Annotated in this window: 18 protein-coding genes and 2 riboswitches; of the genes, 5 read left to right on the top strand and 13 right to left on the bottom strand. The window is 70.9% G+C overall.

Annotation, left to right across the window (positions count from 1 at the left end; all coding sequences use genetic code 11):
• Positions 1 to 24: 24 nt before the first annotated feature.
• Complete coding sequence (locus NE236_RS11985; RefSeq protein WP_252841983.1) at positions 25 to 792, bottom strand: metallophosphoesterase family protein; 768 nt, start codon at positions 790 to 792, stop codon at positions 25 to 27.
• A gap of 74 nt (positions 793 to 866) precedes the next feature.
• Positions 867 to 1,556 carry a copper homeostasis protein CutC gene (locus tag NE236_RS11980; protein WP_252841982.1) on the bottom strand — a complete coding sequence of 230 codons (690 nt, stop codon included), beginning with the start codon at positions 1,554 to 1,556 and terminating at the stop codon, positions 867 to 869.
• 292 nt (positions 1,557 to 1,848) lie between these two features.
• On the opposite strand from NE236_RS11980, the gene NE236_RS11975 reads away from it, so the two are divergent.
• The gene (locus tag NE236_RS11975) at positions 1,849 to 3,609 is read left to right on the top strand and encodes an AMP-dependent synthetase/ligase (protein WP_252841981.1); all 1,761 of its coding nucleotides are present in this window, start codon (positions 1,849 to 1,851) and stop codon (positions 3,607 to 3,609) included.
• A gap of 9 nt (positions 3,610 to 3,618) precedes the next feature.
• Here NE236_RS11975 and NE236_RS11970 read toward each other — a convergent pair whose 3' ends face one another.
• Positions 3,619 to 4,740 (bottom strand): glycosyltransferase family 4 protein, encoded by a 1,122-nt coding sequence (locus NE236_RS11970; protein ID WP_252841980.1) that lies wholly within the window; start codon positions 4,738 to 4,740, stop codon positions 3,619 to 3,621.
• Positions 4,741 to 4,922: 182 nt separating this feature from the next.
• On the opposite strand from NE236_RS11970, the gene NE236_RS11965 reads away from it, so the two are divergent.
• Positions 4,923 to 5,591, top strand: a complete 669-nt coding sequence (locus NE236_RS11965) for an acetate uptake transporter (RefSeq protein WP_252841979.1) — start codon at positions 4,923 to 4,925, stop codon at positions 5,589 to 5,591.
• 44 nt (positions 5,592 to 5,635) lie between these two features.
• Here NE236_RS11965 and NE236_RS11960 read toward each other — a convergent pair whose 3' ends face one another.
• The 7 genes from NE236_RS11960 to NE236_RS11930 form a co-directional block, all read right to left on the bottom strand.
• Complete coding sequence (locus tag NE236_RS11960) at positions 5,636 to 7,030, bottom strand: M48 family metallopeptidase (protein ID WP_252841978.1); 1,395 nt, start codon at positions 7,028 to 7,030, stop codon at positions 5,636 to 5,638.
• A complete protein-coding gene (locus NE236_RS11955; protein WP_252841977.1) occupies positions 7,027 to 8,367 on the bottom strand; it encodes a hypothetical protein in 1,341 nt (446 codons plus the stop codon). The genes NE236_RS11960 and NE236_RS11955 overlap by 4 nt, the downstream gene beginning before the upstream one ends.
• 127 nt (positions 8,368 to 8,494) lie before the next feature.
• Positions 8,495 to 8,992 (bottom strand): C40 family peptidase, encoded by a 498-nt coding sequence (locus tag NE236_RS11950; RefSeq protein ID WP_252841976.1) that lies wholly within the window; start codon positions 8,990 to 8,992, stop codon positions 8,495 to 8,497.
• A 57-nt stretch (positions 8,993 to 9,049) separates the two neighbouring features.
• Positions 9,050 to 9,219: riboswitch (cyclic di-AMP (ydaO/yuaA leader) on the bottom strand.
• Between the two features lie 293 nt (positions 9,220 to 9,512).
• Positions 9,513 to 10,490: a C40 family peptidase gene (locus tag NE236_RS11945; RefSeq protein WP_252841975.1), complete on the bottom strand. Its 978-nt coding sequence runs from the start codon at positions 10,488 to 10,490 to the stop codon at positions 9,513 to 9,515.
• A 34-nt stretch (positions 10,491 to 10,524) separates the two neighbouring features.
• A complete protein-coding gene (locus tag NE236_RS44445; protein ID WP_252841974.1) occupies positions 10,525 to 11,586 on the bottom strand; it encodes a C40 family peptidase in 1,062 nt (353 codons plus the stop codon).
• A gap of 12 nt (positions 11,587 to 11,598) precedes the next feature.
• A riboswitch (cyclic di-AMP (ydaO/yuaA leader) is annotated at positions 11,599 to 11,730 on the bottom strand.
• A 186-nt stretch (positions 11,731 to 11,916) separates the two neighbouring features.
• Positions 11,917 to 12,108 carry a hypothetical protein gene (locus NE236_RS11935; protein ID WP_252841973.1) on the bottom strand — a complete coding sequence of 64 codons (192 nt, stop codon included), beginning with the start codon at positions 12,106 to 12,108 and terminating at the stop codon, positions 11,917 to 11,919.
• A 207-nt stretch (positions 12,109 to 12,315) separates the two neighbouring features.
• The gene (locus NE236_RS11930) at positions 12,316 to 13,695 is read right to left on the bottom strand and encodes an NYN domain-containing protein (protein WP_252841972.1); all 1,380 of its coding nucleotides are present in this window, start codon (positions 13,693 to 13,695) and stop codon (positions 12,316 to 12,318) included.
• 138 nt (positions 13,696 to 13,833) lie between these two features.
• On the opposite strand from NE236_RS11930, the gene NE236_RS11925 reads away from it, so the two are divergent.
• From NE236_RS11925 to NE236_RS11915, 3 genes are all read left to right on the top strand, one after another.
• On the top strand, positions 13,834 to 15,585 hold the full coding sequence (locus NE236_RS11925) for a DEDD exonuclease domain-containing protein (RefSeq protein ID WP_252841971.1): 1,752 nt from the start codon (positions 13,834 to 13,836) through the stop codon (positions 15,583 to 15,585).
• A gap of 8 nt (positions 15,586 to 15,593) precedes the next feature.
• On the top strand, positions 15,594 to 16,343 hold the full coding sequence (locus tag NE236_RS11920) for a rhomboid family intramembrane serine protease (protein ID WP_252841970.1): 750 nt from the start codon (positions 15,594 to 15,596) through the stop codon (positions 16,341 to 16,343).
• Between the two features lie 109 nt (positions 16,344 to 16,452).
• Positions 16,453 to 16,740, top strand: coding sequence for an Lrp/AsnC family transcriptional regulator (locus NE236_RS11915; protein WP_252841969.1), 288 nt, complete (start codon positions 16,453 to 16,455; stop codon positions 16,738 to 16,740).
• 251 nt (positions 16,741 to 16,991) lie between these two features.
• Here NE236_RS11915 and qcrB read toward each other — a convergent pair whose 3' ends face one another.
• The 3 genes from qcrB to qcrC all read right to left on the bottom strand — a co-directional run bounded on the left by qcrB (position 16,992) and on the right by qcrC (position 20,617).
• Positions 16,992 to 18,662, bottom strand: a complete 1,671-nt coding sequence (qcrB, locus tag NE236_RS11910; protein WP_252841968.1) for a cytochrome bc1 complex cytochrome b subunit — start codon at positions 18,660 to 18,662, stop codon at positions 16,992 to 16,994.
• Between the two features lie 85 nt (positions 18,663 to 18,747).
• Positions 18,748 to 19,809: a cytochrome bc1 complex Rieske iron-sulfur subunit gene (qcrA, locus tag NE236_RS11905; protein WP_252841967.1), complete on the bottom strand. Its 1,062-nt coding sequence runs from the start codon at positions 19,807 to 19,809 to the stop codon at positions 18,748 to 18,750.
• Positions 19,802 to 20,617, bottom strand: a complete 816-nt coding sequence (gene qcrC, locus NE236_RS11900; RefSeq protein ID WP_252841966.1) for a cytochrome bc1 complex diheme cytochrome c subunit — start codon at positions 20,615 to 20,617, stop codon at positions 19,802 to 19,804. Before qcrC ends, qcrA begins: the two co-directional genes overlap by 8 nt.
• Positions 20,618 to 20,627 lie beyond the last annotated feature (10 nt).

Here is a 20,627-nt window from a genome sequence, read left to right as displayed (position 1 = left end):
ACTGCCTTGAGCGGAGCGTAGCGGCTACCACTCCAGAACGTACGGAACCCCGCGTGCGCGGAAGTGCCCGACGTTCACGCATTCGGTCCGGCCGATGCGGGTGCGAGGGACGAGCGGCTGGTGGACGTGGCCGAACAGCACGTATTTCGGCTGCGTCTCGTGGATCGTCCGCAGGACCGCCTCACTGCCGCGTTCGAAACGCCGCGCGACCGTGTCGTACAGCAGTTCGGGCACCGCCGGGGGGATGTGGCAGCACAGCACGTCCACCGCGCCGATCGCGGCGACCTTCGCCGCGAAGACGTCGTCGTCGAGTTCGTACGGGGTGCGGTATTCGGTGCGCAGCCCGCCGCCCACGAAGCCGAAGCGCAGGCCGCCGATCTCCACGGTCTCGCCGTCGAGAACCCGCTGGCCGGGACGCAGGCTCTCCGGCCACAGCCGGGGGACGTCGACGTTGCCGTAGGTGAGGTACGTGGGCGTGGGCATGGCGCCGAACAGCTCCTTGTACTGCCGGCGCACGGCGGCCTCGATGTACGGCCCGGCACCGCCCTCCAGCGTCGCCCACATCGAGCGGGAGAAGGCCCGCGCCTCCTCGAACCGCTTCTGGGTGCGCAGTTCGATGAACGTCGCGGCGTGCTCCTCGCCGAACAACTCGGCGAAGATGCCCTTGCCGTGGTCGTCGTAGTCGATGAACAGGATCAGATCACCGAGACAGATGAACGCGTCGGCCCCGTCCCCGGCCCGGGCGAGCGCGTCGGCCCGTCCGTGCACGTCGCTCACCACATGAACCCGCATGCGCCAACTTTATGACCAGCCGGCCGCGCGGCGATCACAGCCGCCCGGCGATCGGCCTCAGCGCTCCGGAGGCCTCAGCGCTCGGCGGCGGCGTCGACGAGCGTGCGCCATTCGCGGACGCGGGCGGCGTCGACCGGAGCCTGGCCGCCGGGGCTCACCGGGCGTACGGCGTCCTCGACCTGGAAGGCACGCACCCCGGCCGCCGCCAGGGCCGCCACGTGCCTGCGCCGCAGGCCGCCGCCCACGAGCATGAGCCGCGCGTCGCGGGCGGCCCGGCGCAGCAGCGCCTCCATACCGGCGCCCACGCCGCCCGCCGCTCCGGCGCACAGGACGGAGTCGAGGCCGCGCAGCAGGCCGAGCGTGCGCCAGGCGGCCTCCGGCTCGACGGCGTGGTCGATCGCCCGGTGGAACGTCCAGGGCAGCGGCAGCACGGCGTCGGCGAGCCGCGCCGTCGCGGACAGGTCGACGGTGTGGTCGGCGTGCAGGAAACCGAAGACGAACCCGTCCGCGCCGGCGGCGGCGTGGGCGGCGGCGGCCCGGCACAGCCGGTCGAGCTCCGGCTCGGTCGTCCGGAAGCCGCTCTTGGCCCGGAGGACGACCCGGATCGGCAGGGAGGTCGTCTTGCGCATCGCGGCGACGGTCTTGGGATCGGGAGAGAGCCCGCCGGACTGGCGGTCGGCGACGGCCATGACGCGGTCGGCGCCTCCCGTCTCGGCGGCCTCGGCGTCCACCTCGTTCATCGCGACCACCTCGAGCAACGCCATCGTCTCCCCCCGCTCCGGCGACCGCGAACACCGCGGCCGACGCGTATTCTGGCCGCGCTCGTTCGGGGCCGCTTCCGCGGCTGGCCTTCCTTTGACGTGAAGCGACGATGTCGTTACCGGACCCGTACGCGATCAGGCCGAGACGGCCGTCGCGGGAACGGGAATCAACGAGGTCCTTTCACGCGTGGTAAGAAGAAATGCGACAGGTGTCACGCGCCGAAGGCTACCGATCGGTAGGTGGAGGCGGTAGCGTCCCTGCACCGATGGCCGCCGCACCAGCTGAGGAGTAGTCGTGCGTGAGTACACCGTTCCCGCACAGGTGACGATCGTCGACTCTGCCAATCTCACCGACACGCTCTTCTCCCGGGCCGCCGAGGAGCCGGACCGCGTCGTCTTCCGGCGCAAGGCCGGCTCCGGATGGCGGGACGTCACCGCGCGGGAGTTCGCCGACGAGGTGACCGAGGTCGCCAAGGGGCTGATCTCCGCGGGCATCGAGCCGGGTGACCGTGTCGCGATCATGTCACGCACCCGCTACGAGTGGACCGTCGCCGACTACGCGATCTGGGCCGCCGGCGGCGTCACCGTGCCGATCTACGAGACGTCCTCCGCCTCGCAGGTCGAGTGGATCGTCGGCGACTCCGGCGCCAAGGCCGTCTTCGTCGAGAGCGACGACCACGAGAAGGTGGTCGAGGCGATCCGGGAGCGTCTGCCCGAGCTGAAGAACGTCTGGCGGATCGACACCCTTCCGAGCGGCGAGGGCTCCGACGAGGACCTGACGGAGCGGCGCGAGTCGCGGGCCGCCGCCGACCTGGCGACGATCATCTACACGTCGGGCACCACCGGCCGCCCCAAGGGCAGTGAGATCACTCACGGCAACCTGCTCGCGACGGCACGGAACGTCGCCGAGGGCGCGCTGACGGAGGTCTTCGGCCTCAAGGACGGCTCGACGCTGCTGTTCCTTCCGCTCGCCCACGTCTTCGCCCGGCTCATCGAGGTCGGCTGCGTCGAGGCGGGCGTCACGGTCGGCCACACGCCCGACACGACGCACCTCGTGGACGACCTCGGCTCCTTCCAGCCGACCTTCCTGCTGGCCGTCCCCCGCGTCTTCGAGAAGGTCTACATCGGCGCCGAGCAGAAGGCGACCGCCGACGGCAAGGGCCGCATCTTCCGCATCGCCGCGGACACCGCGATCGCCTACAGCCGCGCCGACTCCCCCGGCCTGGGGCTGCGGTTGAAGCACGCCGTGTTCGACCGGCTGGTGTACGGCAAGCTGCGCGCCGCGGTCGGCGGCCACGTCACCCACGCCGTGTCGGGCGGTGCCGCGCTGGGCGAGCGGCTCGGGCACTTCTTCGACGGCGTCGGCATCAGCATCCTCGAGGGCTACGGCCTGACGGAGACGACCGCCCCTGTCGCGGTGAACTTCCCCAGCGGCAACCACATCGGGACCGTCGGCAAGCCGATCCCCGGCACGACCGTCCGCATCGCCGACGACGGAGAGGTCCTCGTCAAGGGGCCGAACGTCTTCGCCGGGTACTGGCACAACGAGGAGGCGTCCGAGCAGTGCCTGGAGGACGGCTGGTTCCACACCGGTGACGTGGGCGAGCTGGACGGTGACGGATACCTGAAGCTCACCGGCCGCAAGAAGGAGATCATCGTCACCGCCGGCGGGAAGAACGTCGCGCCGGCGCCGCTGGAGGACCGCCTGCGCGCGCATCCGCTCATCAGCCAGTGCATGGTGGTCGGTGACGGCCGGAAGTTCATCGGCTGCCTCGTGACCCTCGATCCCGAGTCGCTGGACGCGTGGAAGGAGCAGCACGGCAAGACCGCGCTGTCGACCGCCGAACTGGCCGAGGACCCGGACCTGGTCAAAGAGATCGACGCGGCGGTGGCCGACGCCAACACCACGGTGTCCCGGGCCGAGGCGATCAAGAAGTACCGGATCCTCGACAGCGACTTCACCGAGGAGTCCGGTCACCTCACCCCGACCCTGAAGGTGAAGCGGAACCTCGTGGAGAGGGACTTCGCCGCCGAGATCGAGGCGCTGTACGCCTAGGGGCACCCGTCACAGGATGGCGGCGAAACGGGCCGCCTGGACCTCCCAGCGCCACTCGCGTTCCACCCAGGCGCGTCCTCTCTTGCCCATCGCCTGGGCCGCGGACGGGTCGCGCAGCAGGCCGATGACGGCCTCGGCGACCGCGCGGACCGAGCGGCCGTCGACCACGACGCCGGTCTCGCCGTCGAGGACGGCGTCGGGTGCGCCGCCCGAGTCGCCCGCCACCACCGGAAGGCCGGTCGCGGACGCCTCGAGGTAGACGATGCCGAGGCCCTCGACGTCGAGCCCGCGGCGGCGGGTACGGCACGGCATGGCGAACACGTCACCGGCGTCGTAGTGCGCGGGGAGTTCCTCCCAGGGAACGGCGCCGGTCAGCCGTACGGCGCCGGCCACGCCCAGCTCGACGCGGAGCCGTTCCAGCGCGGTCCGGTGCGGGCCGCCGCCGACGATCAGCAGGGCGGCGTCCGGCACGGCGCGCAGCACGTGCGGCCAGGCGTGGATCAACGCGTCCTGGCCCTTGCGCGGCACCAGGCGGGAGACGCACACGACGACCGGGCGGTTCGCCAGGCCGTGCCTGGCCCGGATCTCCTCCCCGCCGGCACCGGGGCGGAACACCGTCTCGTCGACGCCGGGGGCCAGCCGCCGCATCCGCGCCACGGCCGCGGGTGACAGCGCGCGGGCCATCCGGCTGCGGGTGTACTCCCCCAGGTAGGTCAGGACGTCGACCTCGTCCCCGATGCGGCGCAGCAACCGCCGCGATGCGGGCAGGGCCGCCCAGCCCGCCTCGTGGCCGTGCGTGATGCCGACGATCCGCTCGACGCCGGACCGCCGCAGCGGCGCGGCGAGCAGCCCGAGAGGCGCCGCCGCACCGAAGACGACCGAATCGCAGCCCTCCGCGCGGACGATCGCTGCGGCGCGCCGCAGCACCGGGGGCACCGGGAGCATCAGCGAAGCCGGATGCCGGACCACGGGGAACGATTGAGCGGCGTCGAACTTCGCCGCGTCCTCCCAGGTGGGCGCGTACACGATGAGCGAGCCGGGCGGCCGGCGGACCGCGAGGTTGTGGACGAACGCCTGGATGCCGCCCGGCCGGGGCGGGAAGTCATTGGTCACGACGAGCGTCTTCGTCATTGCTGTCAGGATCGCATGAGCAATCTGATCATTCTTGCGCGCCCCCGTGACCAGCGCGAAACAGGGAGTTAATGTAAAGGCGCGTCATTTGCGGCCGCCCGATCCCCGCCCGGCCTGCGATACGAAAGGCGGACCTGACGAGGCACGGCGGTGGGAGCTTCACAACGAGGAGGAGCCACCCCATGACCGAAACCCCCCGACCCCCGACCACCCCGGTATCCGCGATCGCCGATCCAGCCCCACTCGGCCTCGCGGCGTTCGCCCTGACGACATTCCTGCTCTCCGCCAAGAACGCCGGGTGGACCAACGGCACGGACGCCTGGCTCGGCTACGCGTTCGCGTACGGCGGCCTGGTCCAGTTGCTCGCCGGCATGTGGGAGTTCCGCAACCGGAACGTCTTCGGAGCGACCGCCTTCTCGACGTACGGCGGGTTCTGGATCGGCCTGGGCCTGTACGTCCACTGGGTCGTCCCCACGGCCGCGGCCACGGCGGCGGCCACGAAGGCGAATCCGGAGGACCTGATCCAGAACGACCTCGGCTGGATCCTGCTGGCGTTCGCGATCTTCAACACGTACATGCTCCTGTGGAGCACCCAGGTGACGGCGGCGGTCTTCGGGGTATTCCTCACCCTGGAGCTGACCGAGATCATCCTCTTCATCGGCAACCTCTCCCACAGCAGCGGCACCGTCAAGCTCGGCGGCTGGGTGGGCGTCCTCACCGCCCTGGTCGCGTGGTACACCTCCGCGGCCGGCGTCGCGAACGGCATGGGCGGCCGGTTCGCGCTGCCGGTCGGCGCGCCGCTCGGCGCCCGTCGTCCCGTCGTCGGAGAGACGAGCCCGGTCACGGAGTAGTCGCGCGGGCCGTCCGTACGTCCCCGGCCACGGCGGGACCGTGGTCAGGGGCGTACGGACGGCGCGGGTACGGGCACGTGGTGCAGACGGGCCCACGCGCGACCCATGGCGATGCGCTCTGGCCCGGAGGGGTGGGTGTTCCACAGCGCGTAGGCGAACGCACTCGGTGACAGGTCGTCCAGGTTGCGGAGGCTGAGCGACCGCTGCATCGCCCCGAACGACACCGGGTCCCGCGTCAGATCGAGGGCGTGCACGTCGGCCCGGGCCTCGACGTGCCGGCTCATCAGGTTCTGCACGGGCCCTGCGGCCAGGGTCAGGACGGTCACCGTGGCCAGCAGCAGCGCGGTCGAGCGCGGGTCGGCGGCCGAGCGAACCCCGGCACGGCGCAGCAGCCGCGGCGAGGTCATCGCCAGGTACAGGACACAGGCGCCGGCCGCGACCCCGAGCCCGCTGACGAGGGTGCCCGTGAGTACGTCGCCGCGCTTGGCGTGGCCGAGTTCGTGCGCGACGACGAGCCGGACCTCCTTGGGCGACTGCGACGCCAGAAGGGTGTCGTAGACGACGATCCGCCGGGTCGAGCCGAACCCCGAGACATAGGCGTTCAGCTCCGTGGTGCGCTTGGAAGCGTCGGCGACCAGCACGTCGCGCACCGGCACGCCGTCCGCGTGGGCCATCCGGAGCAGATCGGTGCGCAGCGGGCCGGCGGGCATCCTCGTGAACGAGTTGAACAGCGGCTCGACCACGACCGGATAGGCGTAGAAGACGCCGGTGACGAGCAGGAAGCCGCCGACGGCCGCGCCCGCCCACCAGTGGCGGGGGAAGCGGTGGATGAGCAGGTGCAGTGCCAGGAGCGCGACGATCCAGATCACGAGGCTCACCCCGAGCTCCGTGAGCCGGTCGGTGAGCCAGGAGCCCCAACCCTGGGTCGACAGGCCGTACCTCCGCAGCACCGACTCCGACCACGCCGCGAACGGCAGCGTGACCAGCCGGCTCAGCGCGGACAGCACCACCGCGACGGCGATCAGTCGCAGGGCCCGGAGCCGCAGCGGCGGATTCGCGCCTGAGGGGTCCGGCCGCCGGGTGACCACGCCCAGCAGGCGTGCGCCCCAGGGCGTCAGGCCGAGGCCGAGGGCCACGACCAGGCCGATGGCGAGCCCGGCGTACGCGGGGGGATCGAGCGCGGCGCCGAAGGCCTTGCTGCGAGCGATCTGGTCCCGCGTGAAGTCGAGCGCCGGATCCGCGGCGACCCGGCCGCCGGGCAGCGGATGCCAGGGCGTCATCACCGCGACCACGACGACCAGCAGCGCGCCGAGGACCACGGCGGCGACGGCCGCGGCCCGCCGGGACGGTGCCTCGGGCTCCCCGCGGTGAGCGGACTCGCGATCGGCCTCGGTGCGCACGGGCGGCGCCGCGTACTCCGGGCCGTCCGGCTCCCTCAAGTGAGCTCCTTCCGCATGTAGGCCCGCCACTGCGCGGCGAACTCGGTCGACCCGACGCCGAGCACGCTCCGCAGGGCGCGCTCCTCGATCCGCGGGTCCCCGGCGTCGCCGGGTTCGGCCATGGCGGTCCGGTACAGCCGGACCAGCTTGCTCTCACCGTAGCGTTCCGCGATCATCCGGCAGGCCAGCCACGCCTCTTCGTAGGCGGCGGACAGGCGTTCGCCGGACCCGGTGAAGGCGTTACGCCCCGGCGGTGACGCGGGGGCGTCTCCGGAGGTGATCAGGGCGGCGAGCTCGCGCCCCGCCGCCCGCGTCGAGACGCCGGCCTTCTTGTAGCCGACGTAGTCGGCGAGTCCTTCGACGAGCCACATGGGGGTGCGGCTGTCGCGGGCACCGCCCATCGCGACGTGGACGAGTTCGTGGGTGAGCACGACGTGCCGGCCGAGCCCGTTCAGCCGGCCGAACGCGGTGGGGGTGATGACGACGCGGTCGGCGCCGCGCTCGCTGTCACCCGCACCGCCGCTGACGGTGGCGAGCGCGGCGATGTCGCCCAGGTTCCGGACGTCGCCGACGAGTTCCTCGGCCTGCTGCTCCGTCGCGGGCGCGAGCGCCACGACCCGCCGTGACCAGCGGTCGCCGACGACGTCGGAGACCAGGCCGACTCCGGTGTCCAGCCGGTGGGCGATGTCGCGCAGCTCGACGGTCCGTGTCTCGGGGCCGTCGGTCGCTCCGGCCCCGTCCCCGACCCCGGTGCCGCCTTCGCCGAGGACCAGGCTGCGCCGGCCCCGGATGACGGTGAGGTCGCCATCGTCCCAGATCTGCGGGTCGTCGCGCAGACCGTGCGCGGAGCCGTCGCCGGACACCACCCAGCCCGCGTCCTTGCGCCGGTCGAAGGTGAGGTACTGGGTGTAGGCGACGTCGCTCGCGTCGAAGCCGCGCAGCCGGTACGTGAGCGTCAGGCGCGCCGTCCAGCCGTCGTCGGCGGCCGTGGCTGCGCGGGTGTCCGCCAGCGACTCGCGCCACGTCGCCAGGGGGATCTTCGCCAGGTTGTCGAAGAGCGTCTCCTGCCCGGTGCGGAACGCCTCGTCCGACGGATCGACGGTGGCGAGGAAGGCCGCGCGGTCGTGGGCGAGGACGGCGCGGGAACGGCGCTGCAGGACGGCCGTGACGGTGGCCGGGCTGGGGGCGGGCACCGCCCCGGCGGCGACCGGCGACGCGGCCGTACGCCCCGACTCGCGGTGCAGCGTGACGTAGCCGACCGCGGTGACCAGGTTCAACGCGATCGCCGCCCCGGCCAGCGCGGCGACCCGTCCCTGCCCGGTGCTCGCCGACGACATGCGCGTGATGGTAGCGGGCGAAACTGAGAACGCCGGGGCCGTCCGTGTGGACGGCCCCGGCGTGATCAGCCGGCTCGCTGCCGAATGCCGCGCCGCAGCGGGGGGCGGCGCCGGGGTTCAGCTCCGCTCAGTACGGGCGTGCGGCGCCGTAGAACTTACTGCGGTAGTAGCTGTTGTTGTCGATCCGGACCTCTTTGATCTGCGTGCCGGTGTGCGACGCGTGGATCATGTAGATCTTGTGGCCCTTCACCTTGGAGATGATCCCGGTGTGGTTGTTGTAGTTGAAGTACACCAGGTCACCGGCGGCGAGGTTCTTCCACCGGATGTGGCGCTTGATGTGACGGTGCTGCTGGCCCGCGGTGCGCGGCAGGCGGACGCCCGCCTTGCGGTACGAGTACTGCACCAGACCGGAGCAGTCGAACCTGGTCGGCCCGGCGCCCCCGTAGCGGTACCACTTGCCGATCTGCTTACGGGCGGCGGAGACCGCCTTCAGACCGACCTTGTGACGCTGACTCCAGGACTTGTGCTTCTTCTGCGCCTTGACGACGGCCGTCTGAGGGGTCGCGGCGTGCGCCGCGGAGGCCGTGAAGGCGACGGGGGCGAGGACCGCACCCGCTGCCACCATGCCTCCGACGAGGCGGAGGCGCAGCGACGAAGTGGTCGAGGGGTTGCGAGACAGGGGTCTCTCCTTCCACTACGCCTACCGGGTTAGCTGTCGGGTTCGGACGTGGAAGCCGCCCTACGGCATGCCTGTGGGAGAACAGGCGCCCCGATTCACCCCCGTGAAGCCGCGCCTTTCGGCGCGGTTGGTTCCCCGGTTCCGCGTGCCCGCGGATTAGGCGTTGACGGCCACCCGCGGCCCCCGTCGGACCACGTCGGTGATGACCGTTCCTCTGCATCTCTGACAAGCCGGAACCGGCCCGTCCTCAGGGGCGCGTCCCCACGACGCGCCGCCGTTGACGGAGGCCTCTCCGGCCGAGCGGCGCATGGCGTGCGCCGCAAGCCTGCACCGCACCATCACCGGGTGCGGAAGATTCGCGATGACGCCGGCAGGCCGACCGGATCCGGTCCGCGCCGCAGGTCGAGCCCGGCCGGGAATCCGCTCCCGGCCTGCCGCCGTCCGCTGTTTCAGTTGTCCGCCGGCCTCAGACCAGCCGGCCGCCGCCTACCCACACGGAGGTGTACCAGGAGTCGCTGAGGTTAGAGATCTTGACGACGTCGCCGGTGTGCGGGGCGTGCAGGAACTTGCCCTGGCCGACGTAGATCCCCATGTGCCCGAGGTCGTGGAAGAAGACCAGGTCGCCCGGCTGCAGGTCCGCCTTGGAGACCCGTCGGCTGGCGTCGTACTGGTCCGGCACCCAGTGGTTGAGCTTGATGCCGACCTTGCGGAACGCCACCATCGTCAGCCCAGAGCAGTCCCAGACCCCCGGGCCCGCGCCGCCGAAGACGTACGGCTTGCCGAGCTGGGCGCAGGCGAACTTCAGGACGATCTCCGCCTTGCCCGTCGCCAGGATCGAGCAGTTCTCCTTGGAGCTGCCGGGATCGATGCTCCCGCCGAGCTTGGCGATCAGCCGCAGCTGCTTCTTGACGGCCGCGTTGGCCTGCGAACGCTGCTTCTCCAGCTGGTTCTTCTTCGCCGTGAGCTGCTGGGCCGCCTGCACGCGCAGCGCCTGCTCGCGCTCCAGCCGCTGGGCGGAGGCGAGGTACTGCGAGAACTCGGCCGTCCGGTTGTGCGCGAGCTGGGTGAACGCCGACATCTGCGAGAGCACGGCGTCGGGGTCCTTCGAGCCGACGAGCGCGGGGATCGATCCGTTGTCCCCGGACTTGTAGGCGTCCGCGGCCAGCTGCGCCACCCGCAGCCGGAGCTGCTGGAAGGTCTTGCGCTCTGCCTGCACCGACTTGCTCAGCGCGTTGAGGCGGCCCTGAGCCGCCTTCCAGTCGGCCTTCGTCTTGTTGTACTGGTTGCCCAGCTGGTCGACTTGGTCGTTCAGCGTCGCCAGCTGCTTCTTCGCCGCGCTCAGCGAGCCACCGGGGCTGGCGTGCGCGGGAACTCCGGGCAGGGAAAGCCCGGCGATGGCGACGAACCCGATGGTCGTCACGAACCGGCGGCCGGTCCTGGACATGATCGTACGCTCCTTGGCCATGGTGATCGCGCTCCTAGAGCTGGCCGGCGCCGACGTAGTGGGAGCTGTACCAGACGTTGCTCAGGCTGTCGATCTTCACGTACGAGCCCGTGTGCGGGTCGTGGATGAACTTGCCGCCGCCGACGTAGATGCCGACGTGCCCGAGGTTGTCGAAGAAGACCAGGTCGCCGGGCGACAGGTTGGCCCGGGAGACCCGGCTGGTCGCGTCGTACTGGTCGGGGACGACGCGGGGGATGCTCACCCCGGCCTGCCGGTAGGCCGCCATCGTGAAGCCCGAGCAGTCGTACCGCGGGCCGTTGCCGCCGTAGAGGTACGGGCTGCCGCACTTGCTGTACGCCCAGACGAGGACGGTGCGCGCCTTGCCCGTCGCCGAGCCCGTGTAGCCGCCGCCGCAGTTGCTCGGCATGGGGCCGCTGTCGTCACCGCCGCCACCGCCACCGCTCTCGGCCGCGGGGCCCAGCTTCTTGATCAGCGCCTTCTGCCGCGTGACCAACTTCTCCATCTGCTTCTTCTGGTCGAGGGCGGCGTTCTTCTTCTGCGCCAGGTCTGTTTCGGCCTGCTTGGCCTGCGCCTGCTGCCGCTGCAGCAGCTGGGCGACGTTCAGGAACTGGCTGAGCTCGGTCGAGCGGTTCTTCGACACCTGCGCGAACGCCGACATCTGGTCGAGCACGGACTGCGGGTCCTTGGCCGACACGAGTGCGGGGATGTCCGCGTTGGCCGAGCCGCTCTTGTACGCGGACGCGGCCATCTGAGCGACGCGGACGCGCAAGTCCTCCCAGGACCGGCGCTGCTGCTTGACCGAGGCGTTCAGCGCCTTGAGCCTCTTGTCGGCCGCCTGCCACTGGGACTTGGCCTTGTTGTAGGTGTTGTCCTGGTGGTCGAACTTGGAATTCAACCTGGTCAGCTCGGCCTTCGCCTGGCTCAGCGTCTGCTTCGGCTTCGCCTCGGCCGTACCGGCCGGCAAAGTCAGCGCCACTGAGGCGGCGACGCACAGGGTGACCAGCACGCGGCCGCCGAACCCGCCACTCGCCGGCCGACCGACGGCTGAGCCGTCGGCACTGCGCTCTGTTGCCACGATTGCGGCACGCCCCTCTCCCACTGACCGCCTACCGGGTTAGCTGACGGATTCGGGCGTGGAAGGCGCCCTACGGAGCGCGTCGCGCCCCGATTCACCCCGGAAACCTGGTTCCCCGGCTCGTCGTGCCGGTGAGGATCGTAGGGCCCGAACCCCGGGCGACCTCACCGAACGTGACGACTCGGCGGTGGCCGTCGCCGTCGCCTGGGGGGCGACGAAACAGCGACCGGCTCAGCGCGTGAGACTAGTCAAGTCTCACGCTGGTAACAACCGCTTCTCCCGGAATTCTAACAATTCTCGTCATTCAGGCAACAGCCTGCGCGCTTGTCGTCACGATGCGCGATCGACGGAGATCGTCAACCGCAGCGGGGGAATCAATCCCTCGGCGGCGAGTATCCCCAGCGCCCGGCGCTCGAGCGGCCCGATCTCCAGACCTGACTCCGGGATCACGGGCATCGCTGTGACGACGCAGTCGGCACATCCGACGTTGCGTAGCTCACACTTGTCGCAGTCGATGATCACGAATTCCTCCTCGTGTCGTCGTCATGGCCGAACGTTAGGAGGAGCCACCGACAAATCCGGGGCGAGGACGAGGAGCGGTCGAGGGACGGGGCCGCCGCGCAGCGAGTGAGGAAGACGAGCGACCCACGAGCCCGAGCGAGGACGACGAGCGCGCGGAGTGGCCGGGCGAGGGGCGCGTGAGCGGAGTGGCCGGGCGAGGGGCGATCGTCAGGTGCGGCCGAGGCGGCGGAGGAGGAGCGACGACGGGGCCGGCCGGGCGTCGGCCCTGCGGGCCGAGTCGCAGACCTCCTGGTCGGAGGAGATGACCACCACGGCGCGTCCCCTCGGCTCGGCGCGTACGAGGTGGCCGATGAGCTCGTCCGCCGTCTGGCCGGGCTCGCTGAACAGCACGCGGACGCCGCGTGGCGCCTGCACCGCGACGGGGGCGTTCAACTCCGCACCGTCGAACACCACCGTCACCTCCGCCTTGGTCTGGGCGTGCAGCACGCCCAGACCCGAGACCAGACGGGCCCGCTGGTCGGCTAGCGGCAGGTCGCCGTAGCCGGTCTTGGTGACGTTGTAGCCGTCGATGATGAGGTGGACCTGCGGGAGGGTGAGCAACTGGTCGAGGAGCGCCGGGTCGCTGTCGGCCAGCGCCCGCCCGGGCAGCGTGCGGTGCCCGGGACGGCTGGGCGTGATGCCCCCGACGCTGTCGGCGGGCCTGGTGATGCCGGGCGGCAGGGCGATCTCGTCGCGCAGGCCCTTGGCGGCGTCGGTGAGGGCGTCCAGAAGGACGCGCAGCCGGGCCTCGTCGACGCTGCGGCCCTCCCGGGCGGCACGCCGGGCGCTCTCCGCGGCGGCCTCGGCATGGGACAGCCGGCTGCGCAGCCGGCGCAGCTCCGCCTCGGCGGCGGCCGCCGCGACGGACGACGCGGCGCGCTCCTCCCCCAGCCGGCGGTCGAGCTCCTCCGCCCGTGCGTGCTCCCGTTTCGCCTTGGCCCGCGCCTCGTGCAGGCGCTTGCGCAGCTCGGCGTTCTCGCCGCGGACCTCGCGCAGCTCGGCGCGGAGCTTCTCCGTCTCCTCCGAACGGGTGGCCTTCGCCGCGGCGATCTGCTCGCGGAGTTCGGCGACCTGGCGGATGACCCTGGCCTCCTCGGCGGCCGCCGCGGACCGCTCCAGGTCACGGCGCGCGGTCTCGATCCGCTCGGGCCAGCCTGGCGGGCGCAGCAGGTAGGCGAGGGCCGCGACGGTCACCGGGTCGGCGGCGGGAGGCACCGTGCCCGAGAGGATCGCCTCACCCAGCACCGGCTCGCTCTCCCGGACGACCTCGGCGACGCGCTCGCGGAACCCCGCGTGGTCCTCCAGATGCGCGGCGATCAGGGTCGCGGCCAGCCGGGCCCGGCGGCGGGGTTCGAACCGGGCGACGCGCCGCAGCGGCGCCGGGAGCTCATCGGACCGGAGCGCACCGATCACGTCGGCCGCGGCCTCGACGACGCGCTGCCGGACCGCTTCGGGGAGCGGCTGATCGAGGTGTTCGCCCGGGCCGGTGTCGATGGTCTGCTCCTCATTGGTCGAGCCGGGTGGGGTGGTGCGCCGGGACGCGTGCACCGGGCTCCGTGTCGCCGTCGCTGCCCAGCGTAGACGCCCTGGCGACCCACGGTCCGCAATCCCCCCGACGAATACCGCACGGTATCCGGCACCAGGTCACCGGCACGGAATGTCGGTCGCCACGCGTACGGTTCCGCCATGGCCTCTGTCGGCCCTGCCGTGCAGGGCACCCTCGATGACCTCGGCACCCCGCTGGCCGGGGTCACCTTCGTCGTCGTCGATCTCGAGACGACCGGAGGATCGGCCAAGGATGACGCGATCACCGAGATCGGCGCGGTCAAGGTGTGCGGGGGCGAGGTCGTGGGCGAGTTCGCCACTCTCGTCGACCCCGGCATGCCGATCCCGCCGTTCATCTCGGTGATCACCGGCATCACCCAGCAGATGGTCGTGGCCGCTCCCCGGATCGGCGAGGTCCTGCCCTCCTTCCTGGAGTTCGCCAGGGGCGCCGTCCTCGTCGCCCACAACGCGCCGTTCGACACGGGCTTCCTGAAGGCCGCCTGCGCCGCGCAGGAGCGCCCCTGGCCGGCACCGCCGGTCGTGGACACGGTCGACCTCGCGCGCCGTCTCCTCACCCGCGACGAGGTCCCCAACTGCAAGCTCGCCACCCTCGCCCGCTTCTTCCGCACCCGCATCGAGCCCTGCCACCGCGCGCTCACCGACGCCCGCGCGACCGTCGACGTGCTGCACGGCCTGCTGGAGCGCGCCGGCGCGTTCGGGGTGCACACCCTGGAGGAGCTGACCGGCTTCACCCGCGCGCCGACGCCGGAGCAGCGCAGCAAACGTCACCTGGCCGACGGCGTGCCCGCCGCACCCGGCGTGTACCTCTTCGAGGACACCCGCGGCGAGGTGCTGTACGTCGGCAAGAGCGGCCGGCTGCGCAGCCGTGTCACGTCCTACTTCACCGCGTCGGAGACCCGCCGCCACGTTCGCGAGATGATCGGGATCGCCGAGCGGGTGCGGACCATCGTGTGCGCGAGCCCCCTCGAGGCCGAGGTCCGCGAGCTGCGGCTCATCGCCGCGCACAAGCCGCGTTACAACCGCCGGTCCCGCCATCCGGAGCGGGCGGTGTGGCTCAAGCTCACCGCCGAGGCCTTCCCCCGGCTGTCGATCGTCCGGGAGGTCCGCGACGACGGCGCCACCTACCTGGGCCCGTTCGGCAGCACCCGCACGGCCGAGGAGGCGCGCGCCGCCGTCCATGACGCGGTCCCCCTGCGCCAGTGCACCCAGCGGCTGACCCTGCGGCTGATCGAGAGCGGGCGCGCCGCCACCTGCGCGCTGGCCGAGCTCGGGCGCTGCGGGGCGCCGTGCGAGGGCCGGCAGGCGCCGGAGGACTACTCCCGGCACGGCTCCCTGGCGCGGACGATCCTGGAGGGCGACGTCCGGCCGGTCGTCACGGCCGCCCGGGCCCGCATCGACCGGCTCGCCGCCGAGCTGCGCTACGAGGAGGCCGCCGTGCAGCGCGACCGGCTGGCCGCCTTCGTCCGCGGCGCCGCGCGCTGCCAGCGGCTGTCCGCCCTCGCGGGGCTGGCGCAGCTGGTCGCGGCACGGCCCGCCTTCGACGGCGGCTGGGAGCTGCACGTCGTGCGCCACGGCCGGCTCGCCGCCGCCGGCACCGTCCCGCCGAACGCCCACCCCGTCCCGTACGTCGACGCGCTCGTCGCCACCGCCGAGACGGTACGCCCGGGGATCGGGGCGACCCCGAGGGCCTCGGCCGAGGAGATGGAATGCGTCCTGCGCTGGCTCGACTCCCCCGGCGTGCGCCTGGTCGAGGTCGACGGCACGTGGACCTGCCCGCCCCACGGCGCCGAGAGCGTCCGGCGCTGGATCGAGAATGCCGCGGCGCGCCCTGATTCCCGTAAGGTTGACCGCGCCGGTCGGCCGATGCGATAGGAGCAGGTGTGGCGCTGCCGCTGTACGACAACCAGCCGACGCGGCGCGCGCCCCTGGTCACCTACCTCCTCATCGCCGCCAACGTCGTCGTCTTCCTGCTGTCGCCGATCGCCTCGATCGGGCACCACGACGAAGGGCCCACGCAGCGCAAGTGCGCGCAGGTGACGTTCCTGCTGAAGTACGGTGCCATCCCGAAGGAGCTGCTCTCGGACCGGCCGAATCCGGTGCCGGAGGAGGTCGCCGACGCCTGCCACCCGAAGCCGTACCACAAGCGGCCCTGGTTCTCCGCGCTGTCGTCGATGTTCCTGCACGGCGGCGTCGCGCACATCCTCGGCAACATGGTGTACCTCTTCATCTTCGGCGCGGCGACCGAAGACCGCCTCGGGCGGCTCCGTTTCCTGGTCTTCTATCTGCTCGTCGGCTACATCGCGGCGTACGGCTTCGCGATCACCTACCCCGGCTCCGCCACCCCGCTCGTCGGGGCGTCCGGCGCCATCGCCGGGGTGCTCGGCTCCCACCTGGTGCTCTATCCGCGGTCGCGGACGATCGCGCTCATCCTGTCGATCTTCCCGTTCCGGCTGCCCTCCTGGGCCCTGCTCGCGCAGTTCTTCGTGTTCCAGTGGCTCAGCCTCGGCGACAGCCAGAGCCAGACCGCGTACGTCGCGCACATCTACGGCTTCGTCGCCGGAATGGTCGTCGGCCTCCTCGTGCGACGCGGCACCGTCGCACGCAGGTCGGCCGCCCTGAGCTGGCAGTAGTCCGGGTTCGGCGGCGGGCGCGCCCGCCCACGATCACGCCGAACGGCCTCTACTAGTCTGTGCGACGGGCGACCCGACGCCGCGCGCAAACCATCGCAGGAGGCATTCCGTGATCACCGCCATCGTGCACATCAAGGCCGACGTCTCGCGCATCCCGGAGGTCGCCGAGACCATCGCGGGTATCGAGGGGGTGAGCGAGGTCTATTCCGTGACCGGCGAGTTCGACCTGGTCGCCCTCGTGCGCGTCCGGCAGTACGAGCAGATCGCTGACGTCATCCCCGGCGGGCTGAACAAGGTTCCGGGTGTCACGCACACCGAGACTCACATCGCCTTCCGCACCTACTCCCAGCACGACCTGGAGGCCGCCTTCGCGCTCGGCCTCCCCGACGCGGACTGACCGGCACACCGCCGACGCTCGCCGGCCCGTGGCTCGGCGTCGCCCCGTGTCCGCGTCAGTCCTGCTTTCACCGGGGAGTCCGAGGGGCCGCGCCCTCAGCGGCTCACCGGCCGCGCCGGCGCTCTCCGTACGCGACGCGGCTCTCCGTACGCGACGAAGGCCGCCCTCCGGGACCGCCCGCAGACGAACGCCGGCCCCGCCACCCGGATCTTCCGGGCGGCGGGGCCGGCGTCGTTCGCTGAACGCGGGCGTCAGTGGCGGCTGATGGCCTTGCCGCCGCCCGTCTCGACGCCGTCCGACGCGAGTTGCTCATCGTCGTGCGGGCCGGTCTCGTGGTGGCCCTCGCCGTGCCCGTCGACCGAGACCTCGTCGGGAGCGAAGGCGCGGTTGAGGTTCTTGCGCACCTTGCCCAGCGGACCACGGGCGGACGGCGCCGGGACGCCGTTCTCGTCCTCTGCCTCCTCGAGTTCGGGGGCGGGCAGCAGGTCCTTGCCCTGGAGAACCGCCGCTTCCTCCTCGCTCGCCGGCTCGTGCACCTCGATGAACTCGCCGTTCGGAAGCCGCATGATCTTTCCGGACTCCACACCGTGGTGCAGCACGTCCGCGTCCTTGCCCTGCAGACCCAGGCAGATCCGCTTGGTGACGAAGAACGCGATGACCGGGCCGATGACGATCGTGAACCGGAAGAACCACGTCGTCGCGTACAGGGACACGTGGAACTTGTCGGCGATGATGTCGTTGCCGCCGGCCAGCCACAGCAGGCCGTAGAAGGCGACGGTGGTCATGCCGACGGCCGTCCGGAACGGCGCGTTGCGCGGGCGGTCGGCGAAATTGTGGATCTTCCGGTCGCCCGTTGCCCACTGTTCGATGAACGGCCACACGGCGGCGCCGGTCATGATCAGACCCAGGGGTACGAGCGCCGGGATCATGACGTTCCAGCTGACCGTGTGGCCCCACAGGTTGGTCTCCCAGTTGGGCATGATCCGCAGTGCGCCCTCGAGGAAGCCCATGTAGAAGTCCGGCTGTGAACCGGCCGTGATGGAGTCCGGAGTGTACGGGCCGAAGAGCCAGATCGGGTTGATCTGCGCGAACGTCGCCAGCCCCGCGATGACCGCGAAGGTGAACAGCATGAACGCGTTGGTCTTGATCAGGAACACCGGAAAGAACGCCTTGCCCGTGACCGTGTTGTTCGACCTGCCCTTGCCCGGGAACTGCGTGTGGCTCTGGAACCACATGATCATCAGGTGCGCCACGACCAGGGCCAGCAACAGGCCTGGTATGAGGAGCACGTGGATCGTGTAGAGCCGTGGGATGAAGTCATGGCCCGGGAACGCATCGCCGAAGGCGAAGTAGAACAAATACGTGCCCACGAGCGGGATCGACTGCAGCACACCCTGGGTGATGCGCAGGCCCGTACCCGACAGCAGGTCGTCCGGCAGCGAGTAGCCGAACAGGCCCTCCAGGATCGCGATGGTGAACATCACGATGCCGATGAGCCAGTTGATCTCACGCGGCTTGCGGTATGCGCCGGTGAAGAAGATCCGGAGCAGGTGCACCATGGTCGAGGCCAGGAACAGCACGGCCGCCCAGTGGTGGATCTGCCGCATGAGCAGACCGCCGCGGACGTCGAAGCTGATGCGCAGCGTCGAGTCGTACGCCTCGCTGACGCTCACGCCGTTGAGCTTGGTGTAGCTGCCGTGGTAGACGACCTCGGACATGCTGGGCTTGAACCAGAGCGTCAGGAACACCCCGCTCAGCAGCAGGATGACGAAGGAGTAGAGCGCGATCTCGCCCAACATGAACGACCAGTGGTCGCCGAAGACCTTCTTGCTCTTGGCGCGCAGGAAACCCGCGATGGCGAAGCGCTCGTCGGCGTAGCCGATCGCGCCGTCGATGGCCTTGGGAGGTGTCGTGGTGCTCATTGGTCGCTCACCGCTCCTCGCTCGCCGTGCGACTCACCGATCGGCGAAGGCCGCGAGCTCATGTCGTACGTGCGGTTCGTGCAGATCATGCTTTGGGCCTCCCGCGCTCCCAGAAGCTCGGGCCCACCGGCTCCTTGAAGTCGCTCGTGGCGATGAGGTAGCCCTCGGAGTCAACACCGATCGGCAGCTGAGGCAGGGGCCGGGCGGCCGGACCGAAGATCACCTTCGCGCTGTCCAGCGCGTCGAAGGTGGACTGGTGACACGGGCACAGGATGTGGTGGGTGGTCTGCTCGTACAGCGCGGCCGGGCAGCCGACGTGCGTGCAGATCTTGGAGTACGCGACGATGCCGCCGACGTTCCAGTTCTCCCGGCCCTTCTTGATCTTCAGTTGATCGACCGGGAGGTTGAGCAGGAGGACGGCGCTTGTGGCGATCTCGTCCAGGTTGTTCTCGGCGCCCTCGGGGACGACGGTGATGATGCCGCCCGGCGAGTTGAAGTCGGTCGCCTTGAGCGGCTGTCCAGTGCCGTCGACCACGAGGCGTGTGCCGCTCTTCCACTTCGTGTGGCGCAGCTTCTTCTCCGGCAGCGGACCGAGGTCGCGCAGCAGGACGAGCGGCAGCAGGCCCAGGGGTGCGGAGGCCAGCAGCAGCGTACGGCGGAGCAGCTTGCGCTGGATGAGGCCGCTCTCCTGGGCGCCTTTCTGGAAGAACTCGTTGAAGGCCTCGCGATCCTCGGCCGTGGAGGAGATCGCGTGCCTCTCCTGGACGATCTCCTTGGTCGTCACCAGGTGGCGGACCCAGATCGTCATGCCCACCGCGAGACCGAGGAAGATCAGCGTCAGCGCGATGCCCAGCGTGTAGTTCGACCGCGTCGCCCGCTGGATGTTGCCGACGTGGCCGGGCCAGACGGCGTAGAAGAAGATGAAGGCGATGCTCGCGAGGAACGTGAGCGTGAAGAAGAAGGCCGCCACACGCTCGGCGCTGCGTGCCTTCTTCTCGTCCAGCACGTAACCGCTGCCACCCTCCCCCGGCTCTTCGCGGGGCAGGAGCTCCTGGGTGCCGACCGACGGCGGAGTGCCGATAACACGCTTCGGCACGCGGCCTTCTTCTTCCGGGGTCACGTCGCTGTTCTCGTTGTTGTCAGTCATTCTGCTGCTTCTTCTTGGGCTTCTTGGCAGTGAGCCACACTGCTGCGACGACCATGAGTCCGATCCCGACGAGCCAGCCGACGAGACCCTCGGCCACCGGGCCGACGCGGCCGAGGCCGCTGCCGCCGGGGTTGGGCTCGGCGCGGGTCTGCGTGACGTACGCGATGATCGCGCGCTTCTGCTCCGGCGTGACCGTCGTGTCGTTGAAGACCGGCATCGCCTGCGGTCCAGTGATCATGGCCTCGTAGATCTGCCGGGGCGTCGCCTTGTCCAGCGGCGGAGCGTACTTGCCCCCGGTCAGGGCGCCACCCGAACCGGCGAAGTTGTGACACTGCGCGCAGTTCGCACGGAACAGCTTGCCGCCCATGGCCGCGTCGCCGGTGTCCGGGTTGACCTGGTCCTTCGACGGCACACCGGGTCCGCCACCGAGGGAGGCGATGTATGCGGCGAGCTGCCGCGTCTGCTCCTCGTTGAAGATCGGCTTCTTGCGCGGAACCTGCGCGCCGAGGTTCATGGCGGGCATCCGACCGGTGCTGACCTGGAAGTCGACCGAGGCCGCGCCCACGCCGAGAAGGCTGGGGGCGTTCTTCGTGCCCTCGGCGTTGGCACCGTGGCAGCTCGAGCAGGCCTGATTGAACAGCGCCTTGCCCTTGGCCACGTCCTGTTGCGACGCCGCCGCGTCGGACGCCTGGGCTTGGTCGGTGCGCGGCGAAACACCGGCGTAGGCGACGCCGATGATCGCGAGCGCGGCCAGCACAACGGCGTAGCCCGCCCACGGGCGCCGTCGCCATGCGGTGATCCATTTCACGGAAGATCCC

The organism is Actinoallomurus purpureus (genome assembly GCF_024055795.1).
Taxonomy (GTDB): domain Bacteria; phylum Actinomycetota; class Actinomycetes; order Streptosporangiales; family Streptosporangiaceae; genus Actinoallomurus; species Actinoallomurus purpureus.
This window is presented reverse-complemented; position numbering and strand designations above follow the sequence as displayed.